Origin of the sequence: Streptomyces caniscabiei, from assembly GCF_014930365.1 — a bacterium.
Taxonomy (GTDB): domain Bacteria; phylum Actinomycetota; class Actinomycetes; order Streptomycetales; family Streptomycetaceae; genus Streptomyces; species Streptomyces caniscabiei.
The window spans coordinates 64992-78526 of the sequence record NZ_JABXWI010000008.1; the positions used below are offsets into that span (position 1 = coordinate 64992).

Annotated in this window: 13 protein-coding genes and 2 pseudogenes; 7 read left to right on the top strand and 8 right to left on the bottom strand. The window is 69.6% G+C overall.

Going from position 1 to position 13535, the window contains the following annotated elements:
* Nucleotides 1-114 precede the first annotated feature (114 nt).
* From HW837_RS22560 to HW837_RS22570, 3 genes are read left to right on the top strand one after another with little or no spacing between them, the layout of a single operon-like run.
* A complete protein-coding gene (locus HW837_RS22560; RefSeq protein ID WP_193380164.1) occupies nucleotides 115-1812 on the top strand; it encodes a thiamine pyrophosphate-binding protein in 1698 nt (565 codons plus the stop codon).
* A 32-nt stretch (nucleotides 1813-1844) separates the two neighbouring features.
* Entirely contained in the window at nucleotides 1845-2663 is an 819-nt protein-coding gene (locus HW837_RS22565) for an SDR family NAD(P)-dependent oxidoreductase (protein WP_193380165.1), read from the top strand.
* Between the two features lie 14 nt (nucleotides 2664-2677).
* On the top strand, nucleotides 2678-3226 hold the full coding sequence (locus HW837_RS22570; protein WP_193380166.1) for a VOC family protein: 549 nt from the start codon (nucleotides 2678-2680) through the stop codon (nucleotides 3224-3226).
* 63 nt (nucleotides 3227-3289) lie between these two features.
* On the opposite strand, the gene HW837_RS22575 is transcribed toward HW837_RS22570, so the two are convergent.
* The 7 genes from HW837_RS22575 to HW837_RS22605 all read right to left on the bottom strand — a co-directional run bounded on the left by HW837_RS22575 (nucleotide 3290) and on the right by HW837_RS22605 (nucleotide 10334).
* Complete coding sequence (locus HW837_RS22575) at nucleotides 3290-4228, bottom strand: dioxygenase family protein (RefSeq protein WP_193380167.1); 939 nt, start codon at nucleotides 4226-4228, stop codon at nucleotides 3290-3292.
* Between the two features lie 11 nt (nucleotides 4229-4239).
* A complete protein-coding gene (locus HW837_RS22580; protein WP_193382512.1) occupies nucleotides 4240-5307 on the bottom strand; it encodes a maleylacetate reductase in 1068 nt (355 codons plus the stop codon).
* Nucleotides 5307-5903: a nuclear transport factor 2 family protein gene (locus HW837_RS22585; RefSeq protein WP_193380168.1), complete on the bottom strand. Its 597-nt coding sequence runs from the start codon at nucleotides 5901-5903 to the stop codon at nucleotides 5307-5309. The genes HW837_RS22580 and HW837_RS22585 overlap by 1 nt, the downstream gene beginning before the upstream one ends.
* Before the next feature lie 115 nt (nucleotides 5904-6018).
* Nucleotides 6019-7509: an aldehyde dehydrogenase gene (locus HW837_RS22590; protein ID WP_193380169.1), complete on the bottom strand. Its 1491-nt coding sequence runs from the start codon at nucleotides 7507-7509 to the stop codon at nucleotides 6019-6021.
* Nucleotides 7510-7653: 144 nt separating this feature from the next.
* Nucleotides 7654-8058 carry a nuclear transport factor 2 family protein gene (locus HW837_RS22595; RefSeq protein WP_193380170.1) on the bottom strand — a complete coding sequence of 135 codons (405 nt, stop codon included), beginning with the start codon at nucleotides 8056-8058 and terminating at the stop codon, nucleotides 7654-7656.
* Nucleotides 8055-9020 (bottom strand): PDR/VanB family oxidoreductase, encoded by a 966-nt coding sequence (locus HW837_RS22600; protein ID WP_193380171.1) that lies wholly within the window; start codon nucleotides 9018-9020, stop codon nucleotides 8055-8057. Before HW837_RS22600 ends, HW837_RS22595 begins: the two co-directional genes overlap by 4 nt.
* A gap of 9 nt (nucleotides 9021-9029) precedes the next feature.
* Complete coding sequence (locus HW837_RS22605; RefSeq protein ID WP_193380172.1) at nucleotides 9030-10334, bottom strand: Rieske 2Fe-2S domain-containing protein; 1305 nt, start codon at nucleotides 10332-10334, stop codon at nucleotides 9030-9032.
* 211 nt (nucleotides 10335-10545) lie between these two features.
* Between HW837_RS22605 and HW837_RS22610 the strand changes: the two genes are divergently transcribed.
* The 3 genes and pseudogenes from HW837_RS22610 to HW837_RS22620 form a co-directional block, all read left to right on the top strand.
* Entirely contained in the window at nucleotides 10546-11193 is a 648-nt protein-coding gene (locus tag HW837_RS22610; protein WP_193380173.1) for a TetR/AcrR family transcriptional regulator, read from the top strand.
* A 117-nt stretch (nucleotides 11194-11310) separates the two neighbouring features.
* Nucleotides 11311-11733: a GlcG/HbpS family heme-binding protein gene (locus HW837_RS22615; RefSeq protein ID WP_193380174.1), complete on the top strand. Its 423-nt coding sequence runs from the start codon at nucleotides 11311-11313 to the stop codon at nucleotides 11731-11733.
* 113 nt (nucleotides 11734-11846) lie between these two features.
* Nucleotides 11847-12501, top strand: a pseudogene (locus tag HW837_RS22620) (IS701 family transposase); the annotation flags it as partial.
* Here HW837_RS22620 and HW837_RS22625 read toward each other — a convergent pair.
* Nucleotides 12493-13250 (bottom strand): annotated as a pseudogene (locus tag HW837_RS22625) (transposase); the annotation flags it as partial. The pseudogenes HW837_RS22620 and HW837_RS22625 overlap by 9 nt on opposite strands.
* 88 nt (nucleotides 13251-13338) lie before the next feature.
* Here HW837_RS22625 and HW837_RS22630 point away from each other — a divergent pair.
* Nucleotides 13339-13500 carry a hypothetical protein gene (locus HW837_RS22630; RefSeq protein ID WP_196789229.1) on the top strand — a complete coding sequence of 54 codons (162 nt, stop codon included), beginning with the start codon at nucleotides 13339-13341 and terminating at the stop codon, nucleotides 13498-13500.
* Nucleotides 13501-13535: the final 35 nt, after the last annotated feature.

Sequence of the window (13535 nt, forward strand, 5' to 3'; positions counted from 1 at the left end):
CATTGCCGTCCCCCACGACCCCACCCAGACTGCGGCACGGGCGGCCCGAGACGCGGCCCCTGCCTCGGCGCCCTTGTCGAAACCCCGAGTACGTCCAGAGAGGCGGACCATCGCATGGCAACCGCAACCGGTAGTGGGCTCGTCGTCAGAACGCTGCGGCGAGCCGGGGTCGACGTGGCCTTCGGCCTGCCCGGAGCCCACATCGACGGCATCCTCCAGGACGCCCTGGACGCCAAGCTGCGGGTCGTCGACGTACGGCACGAGATGAACGCCGGCCACGCGGCCGAAGGATACGCGCGGGTCACCGGGCAGCTGGGAGTCGCCGTCGTCACGGCCGGGGGCGGTTTCACCAACGTCCTGACCTCGGTGGCCAACGCCTACCTGGACCGGACCCCCGTCCTGTACATCGCAGGCTCGGCCCCGCTGGAGATGGACGAGGTCAACGACCAGCAGGCCGGGTTCGACCAGGTCGCCATGGCGGCCCCGGTGACCAAGTTCGCGCACCGCGTCACCCGCACCGAGCTGATCCCGCGTCTGGTCGCCCAGGCGATCCGCATCGCGCAGTCGGAGCCCAAGGGCCCCGTGCTCCTGGACATTCCCTGGGACGTCCTGCGCCAGTCGGTGGACGTCGACGAAGTCGACGACCACCGCGTCGAGGTCGACGGCACCGGCGTCTCCCCCGCCGGTGCCGTCGACCGCATCATCGAGGCGCTCGCCACCGCCCGGCGCCCGATCGCGCTGGTCGGCAAGTCCTTCGTCACCGCCGAGGCACGGGCGCAGTTGCACGAGTTCGCCGCCCGGACCGGAGTGCCCCTCTTCTCCGACTGGGAGGGCCTCGGGGCCATCGCCGGCTCCGCACAGCACGCCGGCCTCCTCCAGACCCTGGCCACCGTTCCCGACGACGAGCGGCCCGACCTGGTCCTGATGCTCGGGCTGCGCTTCGGCATGGCCACCCAGTTCGGCACCGGCCGACTGCTCCCGAAGAACGCGCGGATCTTCCAGATCGACCCCGACGGCCGAGAGCTGGGCCGACTGCAGGAAGTCGAACTCGGCGTCCAGGCCGACCCGGTCGGCACGATCTGCCTGCTGAACGAGCGGCTGGGCGCCGACGGCGTGCCTTCGGGACGCGAGGACTGGCTCACGGCCCTGCGGGATATCTCCACCACCCGGCGGACCGCGCTCGCCGCCGAGACCGAGCAGCACGAGGACCCCGCGATCCACCCGTACCTCGCGGTTCGTACGATCGCCGAGAGTGTCCCCGACCAGGCCACCGTCGTCGTCGACGGCGCCCTGACCGAGTTGTGGCTGTCGGAGACCATCGCGCTCGCGCCGCTGGCCCACTACCTCGGACACGGCTATCTCAGTGCGATGGGGAGCAACTTCGGTGTGGCGCTGGGGGCGCAGTACGCGCATCCCGACAAGGCAACGATCCTTGTCACCGGCGACGGCGCCGTCGGCTACAGCCTCGCCGAGTTCGACTCCCTCGTCCGGGCGGGACTCCCGGTCGTCGTGATCGTGCTGAACAACCGGGCCTGGGGCGCCACCCTGCACACCCAGCAGTTCATTTTCGGACAGGACCGCGTCACCAACAACCGCCTGGAGAACGGCTCCTACAGCGCAGCGGCGCGAGCCCTCGGCGCGGACGGCGTCGACGTCACCGGTCTGAACCAGCTGCGACCCGCGATCGAGGCGGCCCTCGCGGCCCGCCGGCCCACCTGCATCGACGTACGCGTGAGTCTCGCGCCCATCCCGCCGGAGGAGCGCGTCCTGAATGGCGGAGCTCCGTTCGGCGGAGTCGAGATCGACGCGTGAACCGCCACTCCTGACCCCCATGAAGGAGAACCATGAACGACCGGACTGACACCGAGCCTCGCGACCCCGCCGTCGGGGACCAGCGACAGCGCTTCCTTGGGAAGACCTGCCTCGTCACCGGAGGCAGCAGAGGACTGGGCCTGGCAGCCGCACAGGCCTTCGCGCGTGAGGGCGCGCGCGTGGTCATCATCGCGCGGGACGCGCACCAGTTGAAGGTCGCGAGCGGTCTCATTGGTGACGGCACGGTCACCGTCGCGGCCGACCTCTCCTCGGTGGCCGGTATCAAGGCCGCGCTCGCCGAGGTCGCCGGGGAGGTCGACCACGTGGACGCCGCCTACATCAACGCGGGGCACGCCGGCATGAAGCGCCTGGACGACATGGACGAAGCGACCTGGGACAGGGTGTTCGACACCAACGTCAAGGGCTCGTTCTTCCTCATGCAGGGGCTCAAGCCCTTGCTCGCGCCCGGCGGGGCCGTCGTCTTCTGCGGCTCGGCTGCCGGCCGCAGGGCCAGCGCGGGAACCGCCGCCTACGGAGCCAGCAAGGCGGCACTGGAGCACCTGACGCGCATTCTCGCCGCCGAGGTCGTCGCCGACGGTATCCGCGTCAACATCGTCGTTCCGGCCGGCATGAACACGGACATCGCCTCCCGTACGACGGGCCTGGCGCCCAGGGGAGCGGACGCCTTCCGCGAGCGGATCAGGCTCAGTACCCCCATGCTTCGGGAAGGGGAGCCGGAGGAACTCGCCGACGCAGTGCTCTTCCTGGCCTCGCCTGAAGCCGGCTACATCACCGGTGCGTCCCTCGTCGTGGACGGCGGCCTCACCAGCTTCCTTCGCCCGACGGCCTAGAGAGGACGACCGCAGTGGAGCATCCCTTCGGTCAGCCGACCGACGCCGTCGTCCAGTTCGCATACGCCGTCCCCGACCTCACCGCCGGAATGCGCTGGTGGACCGACCAACTCGGCGTCGGCCCCTGGTTCGTGAACCAGAGGATCGGCGGCGAGGGTTCCACCTACAACGGTGAGCCTGGGAATGCCGAGTTCACCCTCGCGCTCGCCTTCTCGGGGCACATGATGGTCGAGCTCGTCCAAACCCTCGACGACGAACCTTCGATCTACAAGGACGCCTACGAACGCCACGGTTATGGCTTCCACCACGTCGCCAAGGTCGTGCCGGACGTCAAGGCAGAGGTCGAACGCCGAGAAGCGAGCGGGGCGGCGGTGCGTTTCCACGATGTGGCCCCGGGTGGCGACGTCTTCTTCCTGGACGGTGGCGAAGACGCCCTGGGGATGATCGAGCTGGTCCAGGACAACGAGATCACGCGGCAGATGTTCACATCCGTCTGGCGGGCATCGGTCGACTGGAACGGGGCTCGACCTGTCAGGGACTTCGCGGAGTTGCTGTCGGACTGACCATGCGGCCATGACGACGGAGGGGCGGTCCGGCCGGACCGCCCCTCCACCACGTGCCCCTGTTCATACACCCGCAGGGGCGAGGACGATGTCGAAGCGCACCCGGCTCCAAGTACCGTCGACGACACGGCCGTCGGGCGTCGTCGTGCCGACGGGCTGCCGCTCGAACCGCTTGATCAGGGAGTCCTTCACGCCGAAGACGGTGTCCTTGAAACCGATCGGGTCGCCCGCAGGGAAGATGTGCGTCACCAGGGTGCGCGAGCCCTCGTGGGATACCATGAAGTGCAGGTGAGCGGCGCGCAGCGGGGAACGGCCGACCGCGTCGAGCATCTTGCCGACCGGCCCGTCGTTCGGGATGGGGTACGGCGTCGGGGTGAGACCCCAGAAGCGGTAGCTGCCGTCGGCCGCGGAGAACAAGTGAGCCCGGCCGGCGCGCTTTCCGGCGTCGTACTGCACGTCGTACAGCCCGTCCTCGTCGGCCTCCCAGACCTCGATCCGTGCGTCGGCGAGCGGTTTGCCGTCGGTGTCGGTGACGGTGCCCTCGACCCAGCAGGGCTCGCCGGGCGCGCCGAAGGCCATGTCCTCGCCGAGTTCGATCCGGGCGGCGTCCTCGACGAAGAACGGTCCGAACACGGTCGCCTCCGTGGCGCCCTGGTAGGCCTGGTTGTTGACGTTGATCGTCTGCATGCTCGCGCCGAGGGTGTCGGACAACAGGATGAACTCCTGCCGGACGTCGTCGGTGATGTGGCCGGCCCGGGTGAGGAAGTCGATCGCCTGTCCCCACTCGTCCTCGGTCAGGCGGACCTCACGGATGAAGGAGTGCAGGTGCTTGACCAGGCTGACCATGACTTCCTTCAGCCGTGCGTCGTCGCAGGCGTCGAACGAGGCGACGACGTTGTCCACCAGCCGCTGCTCCACCGCCTGTTGCGCCGGCGACGCCTCGCGGTGGATCGCGCCGGCGTCGTCGGTCCGGGCCGAGTCGGGGTTGACGTAGGTAGCCATGACGGCCTCTTTCAGCTGATCGGTTCGCCTGACCACGCGGCCCGCAGCAACAGGGTCAGGTTGGCGAGGGTGACGGGGGTGGGGTTGTTGGCCGGGATCGCCTTGATGATCGGCGCCAGCGCCTTGGCGATGCCGTCCTCGGGCATGCCGTAGTCGCGCAGCGCCCGTGGCGCGCCCAGCAGCTCGCGCAGGGCGGCGAGCCCGGCGCTCGCCGTGCGGGTGCCGGAGTCCGTGCCGAGGGCCTGGGCGATCCGTGCCTCCGCCTCCGGGGCGTGCGGGGCGTTGAAGGCCAGTACGTAGGGCAGGACGACCGCGTGGGTCTGGGCGTGGGGGAGGTTGAACATGCCGCCGAGGACATGGCAGATCTTGTGGTGCATGCCGGAGCCGGCCGAGGCGAAGGCGACGGCGGCGAGGTAGGCGCCGTACAACGTCTGCTCGATGCCCTGGACGCTCGTCGAGTCCACCGCGACCGCAGGCAGGCCGTTCGCCAGCGCGCGGATGCCCTCCTGCGCCAGCGCGCGGTCGATCGGGTCGGCGCGTGGTCCCCACATCGAGTCGACGCAGTGGGCCATCGCGTTGAGACCGCTGGCCACGGTCATCGCGCCGGGCAGTGAGGTCAGCAGGGCGGCGTCGTACACCACCGAGGCGGGCAGCACCTTGTCGTCCACACCGGTGGTCTTGGTCTCGCCTTTGGTCAGGCCCCACACGTCGGTCGCCTCGGAGCCGGCGTAGGTGGTGGGGACCGCGACGATCGGCAGGCCGGTGGTCATCGCCACGGCCTTGGCCAGGCCCGTGGTCGAGCCGCCGCCGACGCTGACCAGGATGTCCGCGCCCGCGTCGGCCGCGGCCCGCCGGGCTCGCTCCGCGACCTCGACCGGCACGTGCATCACGACCTCCTCGTGACGGAGGGCGACCGGGATCTCCTTGGCGATCGGGTCGGCCAGTTCCTTCTCGCGGTCGGACGCGATCAGCATGACCTTGGTACCACCGTGGGCCTCGACCTCCGCCGCGACGGCGGCCGGCGATCCCCCCGCCGCGAACACGACCCGTTGGGGGAGGGTCCGGTGGGTGAATCGCATCAGGCTTCCGTCAGCCACTGCTTGCCTTCCGAGTAGAGCTGCTCGACTGCTGGGCCGGTGAGGCCGGGGAGTCCTTGCTTGACCGTGAAACCCGCCTTGGTCTGCAGGTAGGCCAGGTGTCGGTAACCGGTCGGGAATCGGTTGAGGAGGCCGGGGTCCAGCGTGAGTGAGGCAGCGGGGTCGACGACGTCGAGCCGGTCCTTCTCGTAGATCGGCTGCCGGCGCACGAGGGTCCAGAGCCCCTCGTGGCGGGCGAGGAAGTCGTAGAAGCGGCCGGTGCAGACGACGTCGACTTCCACGTCGTCGACGCTCGCGCGCTGGTTGATGGTCATCTTGGTCTGGGCGACGGCGCGGTCGCCGCCTATGTCCGCGGTGTGGCCGCCCAGGAAATGGAGGATGCTGACGCCGTTCTCGAAGCCCTCACGACTGGCCTTGATGAAGTCGGTGGCGCTGCCCTGGAACCAGGTGGCGCTCATCCAGCCGTCGCGCGGATGCCAGACCGTGGCGAAACGGTCCCAGTCCCCGGCGTCGCGCCACAGTGCCCAGTTCTCGACGAGCTGCCGGATCTCGTGGCGGTCCTTGTCGCTCTGCGACATCGCTGACTCCTTGCTGACTCCTTAGAGGGGCGGAGATCCCCGGTACAGGGGTCTCGCCAGAGAGGCGGGCGGGGCACACGGCAGTCACGTGTACCCCACCCGCCTCTCCATGCCATCAGATGGGGTAGTGGCGGGATCCGGACTGGATGGTGATCCAGCGCAGTTCCGTGAACTCCTCCAGCGCGGCGCGGGAGCCGAAGCGGCCCCAGCCGCTGGCGCCGACCCCGCCGAAGGGCATCTGGGGCTCGTCGTGCACGGTGGCGCCGTTGATGTGGCAGATGCCGGACTTGATGCGGCGGGCCACGTCGAGCGCCGCGGCAGCGTCCTTGCCGAAGACGGCGGCGGAGAGCCCGTACTCGGTGGCGTTGGCCACCGTGACGGCTTCGTCGGTGGAGTCCACCTCGATGATCGAGACGACCGGGCCGAAGGACTCCTCGTGGTAGATGCGCATGTCCGGTGTGACTCCGCGCAGCACGGTGGGCTGCACGAACAGGCCGTCGGCCGTGCCGCCGGTCAGGACCTGTGCACCCTTGTCACGGGCGTCCTCGATCAGCGCGACGACGTGGTCGCGGGCGGCGGTGTGGACCAGCGGGCCGATCTGTGAGCCGGGGTCGCTCGGGGGGCCGACGACCAGCTTGGCGGCGCGCTCGGCCAGGCGGGAGGAGAGTTCGTCGGCGACGGCCCTGTTGACGATGACGCGCTCGGTGGACATGCAGATCTCGCCCTGGTTCATGAAGGCGCCGAAGCTGGCCGCCGCGGCGGCTTCCTCCAGATCCGCGTCGGGAAGCACCAGGAAGGGCGCCTTGCCGCCGAGTTCGAGGACCACGCGGGTCAGGTGGCGACCGCCGAGTTCGCCGATGACACGGCCGACCTTGCTGGATCCGGTGAAGTTGACCCGCGTCACGGCGGGGTGGGCGATCAGCGCCTCGACGACGGCCGGACCGTCCTGGGGTGCGTTGCTGATGAGGTTGACGGCTCCGGCGGGCACGCCGGCGTCGTGCAGCACCTGGACGATGGCGGCCTGGGTGAGCGGTGTCTGCTCGGAGGACTTCAACACCACGGTGTTGCCCCACACCAGCGGCCACACGATGGCGCGCACGCCGAGGATCAGCGGGGCGTTCCAGGGGGCGATGCCGACGACGACACCGACCGGCTGACGAACGCCGAGGGCGGTGAGACCGGGCACGTCAGACGGGATGACCTCGCCGACGGCCGCGTAGGCCTGGGCCGCCGCCTCGACGAGCATGCCCTTGGCGACGTGCACGTTGAAGCCGCACCAAGGCAGGGTGGCGCCCATCTCGCGGCTCATGGTGGCGACGATGTCGTCGGTGCGCTCGCCGAGCAGGGCAGCCGCCCGCTCGAGAACCGCCCGCCGGGCGGCGGGCGGAAGGGCCGACCACTCGGCAAGGGCGCCGGCTGCGGCGTCCACCGCGAGGTTGACGTCCTCGACGGTGGCCGCGGCGACCCGTGCGATCGGTTCGCCGGTCAGGGCCTCGGTCGTCTGGTGGTAGCGGCCGTCCCTGGCCGCGACGCGCTCGCCCGCGATGAAGAGATCGCTGGTTCGGACTGTGCCGGACGTAGGTGCCTGAGTCTCAGTGGGTGACATGTTGTTGCCTCATCTCCACGACAGCGGCTCACTGCCGCACGAACCCTGCATGCCGAACTCTTCTCGGCCGACGGCCTGTCCTGAACCCTCTTGTCCGTTCATCGAACAACGGCGTGAGGGCGCGGCCGCCTGCCGTTCGGGATGTCAGACCGGCGGCATCCGCTTGGCCTGGTGCATGTGTGCCAGGCGCCAGCCCTCGGCGGTCTCCTCCCACACGCGCGTCACGGCCTCCTGCACCGGGAACGGCGGGAGGTTCTCGTCGAAGACGATGTGCATCTCCTGGAGGCATGTCGTGATCGCGGTGTTGCCGCGCACGGTGATGCTCAGCTGCTCGGCCTTCGCGAAGACGTGGCGGCGGCGGGTCCAGGTGAAGTGGGCGAAGGTCCTGGCATCGTCGATCTTCCCCACAGGGCCGTGGACCGCCCGGCTGTCGTCGAGCATGAGGGCGGTCATGGCCTCCTCGCCCTCGGTGAGTGCGACGAGCCAGGCGGCCTCCGCCTGCTCGATCGCCTGAACTGCCTTGCCGGGTGCGGCGGATACGGTCGTCACAGGTCCAACTCCAGAATCGGTGAGAGTGCTCGGGACGAGCAGGTGGTGAACATGCCGTCGGCGCGTTCACGGTCGGTCAGGATGTCGTCGCGGTGGTCGGGCTCTCCCGCGAGTACGCGCACGATGCACTCGCCGCAGATCCCCTGCTGGCAGGAGTAGGGGGCGTCGACGCCCTCCGAGAGGAGGACGTCCAGGACGCTCTCGCCCTCCTTGATCTCGTACTCGCCACCGGACTTGGCGAGCCGCACCGTGAACGCGCCGCCCTCGGTGTGCGCGTCGGCGTCCTGCACGGGCGCGAAGCGCTCCTTGTAGATCGCGTCCGCGGGCCATCCCGCTCCCTGCGCGGAGGAGATCACGAAGTCCATGAAGCCTCCGGGTCCGCACACGTAGACCGCGGTGTCCGGGTCGGGCGGGCCGAGGTCGCCGGCGCTGAACCGCTGGTCGTCCGGGCCGTCGTCGAAGTGCAGCCGTACGCGGGGGTTGCGTTCCAACTCGCCGAGGAACGCCGCGTCCGCCCGGCTGCGGGCGCAGTAGTGCAACTCGTACTCGGCGCCCGTGGCCTGGAGCAGATGCGCCATGGCCAGCAGGGGAGTGACACCGATACCGCCCGCCACGAGCAGATGGCGACGGGCCCGGTCCGAGACTCCGAACCTGTTGCGCGGACGCGAGATCCGCAGCCTGTCACCCGCGCGGAGCCGGTGCATACCGAGGGAGCCGCCACGCGACGCCGCCTCGGCCAGCACGGCCAGCTGGTACCGGGTGCGGTCGTGCGGCGGCCCGCACAGCGAATACTGACGGACCAGTCCCGCGGCGCCGTCACCGTCCAGGAGCACGTCGACATGGGCGCCGGCGGCGAACTCCGGGAGCTCGGCTCCGTCGGGACTGATCAGGTCGAGCACCACGATCCGCGCGGTCGCGTCGTACCGGGCGATCACGATGGTGTCGAGCCACTCGTTGCTCATGGTGCTCGCTCAAATTCCAGCCGTGGCGTCGACATCGGCGTCCGCCGGACGTTTGCCGATGGTGAACAGGCCGGACTGGGTGTGGTGGACCTCCGACGCGTCACGGATGATGTTGATCGGGTCCCGCCCGGCCTCGACGTCGTCCGCCATCGTCAGAAGCATCCGACGCAGCATGACGACGCCGCGGTCCCCGGTGGCCAGGGTCTCCTCGGAGTCCAAGGTGATGGCGCCCTGTGAACCCTGGGCCTCGTTGTCACCGGGGAACCGCTGGCGCTCCTCGTCGGTCAGCTCGTGGTTCAGCTTGCCGTTCTGCTGGATGCCGATGACGAAGCGGACCATGCGCTCGTGGTCGTTGGTACGGATGGAGAAGAAGAGCCGGTGGGTCGTGTCGTCGGACGGCACGACCCACAGCAACTGGTCCGGCCGCTCGTCGGGGGTCACCTTCACGTAGTCCGCCAGGCCGAAGACGTTGGGAAGGTGCTGCTCGACGTCGAAGCTGTACTCGGTGACCTCTCCGTCCTCGCCCTCGATCTCGAACCGCTGGGTGTACTTGACGCCGTGGTCGGTGCGCTCGTACGTCAGGCGGTCGGCGATGGTGGCCGGGTCGAAGAAGTTCTCGGGGTAGCCGAAGGTGCCGGTGCCCAGCATCTGGTAGCCGCTGTGCGTGGAGTGCAGCCAGGTGACGTGGGTCGGGTCGGCGGAGTTCTCGTAGACGTTGAGCCAGCTGAAGTCCGCCGGCATGCCGAGGACCGCCGCGTGCGGGACCGGCCAGCTCGCGAAGTACCTCTCGTCCTCGGCGGGGTCCTCCAGCGCGTCGTAGCGGGGGAGTTCGGGTTTGAGCTCGGGCGGGCCCATGTAGACGAAGACCAGGCCGTAGCGCTCCGCGACGGGGTACCAGGGCTGGCGGGCGGCGTCGCGGCGGCGCCCGAGGGCCGGTTCGCAGGCCTGTTCGATGCAGTGGCCCTGGACGTCGAATTTCCAGCCGTGGTAGCAGCAGCGGATGCCGTCGTCCTCGACACGGCCGTAGAAGAGGCTGGCGCCACGGTGGGTGCAGCGCTCGATGACGACGCCGGGGTTGCCCTGCCCGTCCCGGAAGACGACCAGGTCTTCGCCCAGGACGCGGGTCTTCTGCGGCAGGGCGCCGGCGACGAGCGTCTCCGAGCTGGCGACGGGGTGCCAGTAGCGGCGCAGTGCCTCGCCCATGGGTGTGCCGGGCCCGACCTCGCGCAGCCGGGCGTTGTACGAGGGCTTCGGGCGGCCGTAGGCCGTGCCGGTGTCGATCTCTGAAGTGGTGGTCTCTGAAGTGGTGGTCATGGTGCGGTCTCCCGTGCGGCTCGGGGGCACAACTCGTAGCGCGGGCAGGGTTGTGGGGGATCACCTGCGAGGGCACGGTGGTGTGCGGTCCTCGAATAGGATTGTGCATTCACATTCGCATTACGCCTCGTGGGCGTCAAGGGCCGTGTTCGCGAAGCGGGCCGGGCGGCACGCCGCCGGGGCGGATGCCGACGGTGTATAGGCTGGGACGGTGAGTACCGAACCGTCACTCGATCTGCCGCCGGCGCAGCAGGCCCGCAGCCGGCTGACCCAGCAACGGATCCTGGAGGCGGGTACGGCCCTTCTCGAGGAGGGCGGCACCGAGGCGCTCACGGTCGCGGCCGTCGCCGCTCGGGCGGGCGTCTCAGTGGGTAGCGTCTACCGGCGGTTCGGCGACAAGGACCGGCTGATCGCGGCTCTGCAGCACGCCATGATCGACGAGTTCGGCGCCGACATCGTCCGCCGTTTCGCGCCGCTGAGTACGGACCCGACCGTGCTGGTCACCTCGGCGGTCGCCGGCCTCACCGAGACCTATCAGGCGCACGAGCGGCTGATGCGCGTCTTCCTGGCCGCGGGTGCGACCGATCCTGCGGTGGCCCGGGTCGGCTCGGAGGCCGCCATCGACGCCGGGCGCGTCTTCCGTCGGTTCCTGGAGCCGATTCTGCCGATGATCGACGCGCCGGAGCCGGAGCCGGAGCGACGCCTGGACGTCGTCTACCGCCTGATCTACGGGACGTGCCAGAACCGTGTGCTGTACGGCGATCTCTTCGAGTCCGACCGGCCGCTGACGTGGCGTCAGCTCACGGACGAACTGGTGAACGTCGCCTGCCTGTACCTGCTCGGCATGCCGACGCGGTGAGTGGGACCTGATGTGAATGCGAGCACCCCTTCACATTAATGGCCGACGGCGACATACTGGCTTCCGCCACGGAAGTCGGCCGCTCGACCATGCGGCCGCCAGGGAAGGAACCGCCCCATGCGAGAGCCGCTCAGCTACGAGATCGCCCACGGCGCCGCGCTCGCCGCTCTGGAAGCGGGAAGGGCCGAGGGGCACAAGGTGTGCGCTGTCGTGGTCAACCGGAGCGGCGTCACCAAGGTGCTGCTCAGCGACGACGGCGTCGGCCTGCTCGGCGTGGAGACCGCGCGACGCAAGGCGTACACCTCGGCGGTGAGCGGTGTCCCGACCGCCAAGTTCGCGGCCTTCGCCGCATCCCCGCAGATGCGGGTGGCGCCTCCTCACATGGTCGACGCCAACCTCCTGCCGGTTGCCGGCGGCGTGCCGATCGTGACGGCGGACGGGGAGGTCATCGGCGCCATCGGGGTGGGCGGGGCGGACGACACCACGGACGACCGTATCGCGAACCAGGCTCGTGAGTCCGTGGCGAAGATCGTCGCGTAGGCCCATTTCCTAGCTATCGGTAGTTCGTTAAATCCGGCTGTGGTGTGGGTTGACGGTAGGTCGGGCTGGTCGTAGGCCGGTGGTAGGAATCAACTGCCTGGCTGGGGCTGAAGATGACCGCTCGCCGTCCGTGTCCGCCCGCGCCGGGGCCGCTGGAGGAGTACGCGGCCCGGTTCGACGACCTCTTCTGCAGCCTGGCCCAGCGGCGGGGTTTTCGCGAGTACCTGACGGGACTGCTGGCGCCACGGGAGCGGAACAAGACGATCACCTGCCTGGCAGGCGCGGAGCCCGTGGCGGGTGCGGGGACGCCGGGCGTCAAGCGGCTGCAGTTCTTCCTGTCCGAATCCCCGTGGGAGGCCGAACAGATCAACGACCGGCGCCTTGAGCTGCTGCGCGAGCAGCCGGCGACGGCTCCGCACGACGGCGGGGTGATCGTGATCGACGACTCCGGGGACCGCAAGGACGGCACCGCGACGGCCAACGTGGGCCGGCAGTGGCTGGGCCGGCTGGGCAAGACCGACAACGGCATCGTCACAGTGACCACGGCATGGACCGATGGCCGCGTCTACTACCCGCTGCACGCGCACCCCTACACCCCCGCCCACCACTTCGCCCGCGGCCGGTCAGATCCGGCCTTCCGTACGAAACCGCAGCTGGCCGCAACCCTCGCGGCCCAGGGCAAGGAGGCGGGCTTCGGCTGCCGGACGGTGGTCGCCGACTGCGCCTACTGAAGTCAGCGACACCTGGTATCTCGCACTGCGCGAGGCTGTGCAGGCGGGCGATGCCGAGCATGGCGTGGTGGACGCCGTCGCCTTTCAGGCGGCACTCGCGGAGGATCTTCCAGGTCTTCATGCGGGCGAAGGCATGCTCGACACGAGCGCGGACCTTGCGGTGGGAGGCGTTGTGTTCCTCTTTCCAGGCGGCGAGTTCGGCCTGGCCTCTCTCGCGGCGGCGCGGGATGACCAGGCCGGTGCCCCGGTAGCCGCCGTCCGCGACGACCGTGGTGCGGCCGACGGCGTCCTTCGCACGGGACGGCTCCCACGCCTTGCAGTCGTTGCGGTTGCCTGGCAGTGGCTGGCCGACCTCGACGACCAGGCGGGTGTCGGCGTCGATGATGACCTGGTGGTTGGTCGAATAGCGGTAGTTCTTCGACTGCTCGGCGATGGTGTGGTTTCGGGTGGGGACCAGAGTGCCGTCCACGATCAGCACGGCGTCGCGGCGGAACCGCTTGCGCGGCTGCAGTGCCAGCGACGGGCGAGGTGATCGACGATCCGGTCGGCAGCGGACTTGGACACCCCGAACAATGGCGCCAGTTGGCGCAGTGTCAGGTTCGTCCGCCAGTACGCGGTGACCAGCAGCACGCGGTCCTCCAGCGGCGGGCTCCACGGTCGGCCCTTGCGCACCGGATCCGCACCCTCGCACCGCAACGCGGTGACCGGTTTGCCGAACTGAGGCGGGCTCAGCCCGGTGAACGGGGCTGTCCAGGACGGCTCCGACGCCGTGATCACACCAGGCACACCAAGATCATCCACTGTCGTGGTGGCTCTGCGCGATACCCCGCGGAATCCGATGGCCCGACACAGCTCCGGCCTCGAGAATCGCCGGATGCGTGAAGTGAAGCTGTCCCACGGCTTCATCGCTCTGTCCCCGCTGCGCTTGGACGATGCGGAGGCGCACCTCGCGGGGGATGATGAGCCGCTGGTTCGCTGGCTCAGCGGCGTTCCCGGCACACGCGAGGGCGTCGAAGCAGACATGCAATCGGCATAACGGAGGGATGACGAGCTGTCAGCTCGCGCCGACAC

Coding starts and splice junctions, on each gene's coding strand:
- HW837_RS22560 (WP_193380164.1), top strand. CDS start 115: ATGGCAACCGCAACCGGTAGTGGGCTCGTCGTCAGAACGCTGCGGCGA.
- HW837_RS22605 (WP_193380172.1), bottom strand. CDS start 10,334: ATGACCACCACTTCAGAGACCACCACTTCAGAGATCGACACCGGCACG.
- HW837_RS22565 (WP_193380165.1), top strand. CDS start 1,845: ATGAACGACCGGACTGACACCGAGCCTCGCGACCCCGCCGTCGGGGAC.
- HW837_RS22590 (WP_193380169.1), bottom strand. CDS start 7,509: ATGTCACCCACTGAGACTCAGGCACCTACGTCCGGCACAGTCCGAACC.
- HW837_RS22585 (WP_193380168.1), bottom strand. CDS start 5,903: ATGTCGCAGAGCGACAAGGACCGCCACGAGATCCGGCAGCTCGTCGAG.
- HW837_RS22600 (WP_193380171.1), bottom strand. CDS start 9,020: ATGAGCAACGAGTGGCTCGACACCATCGTGATCGCCCGGTACGACGCG.
- HW837_RS22630 (WP_196789229.1), top strand. CDS start 13,339: ATGCGTGAAGTGAAGCTGTCCCACGGCTTCATCGCTCTGTCCCCGCTG.
- HW837_RS22580 (WP_193382512.1), bottom strand. CDS start 5,307: ATGCGATTCACCCACCGGACCCTCCCCCAACGGGTCGTGTTCGCGGCG.
- HW837_RS22615 (WP_193380174.1), top strand. CDS start 11,311: ATGCGAGAGCCGCTCAGCTACGAGATCGCCCACGGCGCCGCGCTCGCC.
- HW837_RS22575 (WP_193380167.1), bottom strand. CDS start 4,228: ATGGCTACCTACGTCAACCCCGACTCGGCCCGGACCGACGACGCCGGC.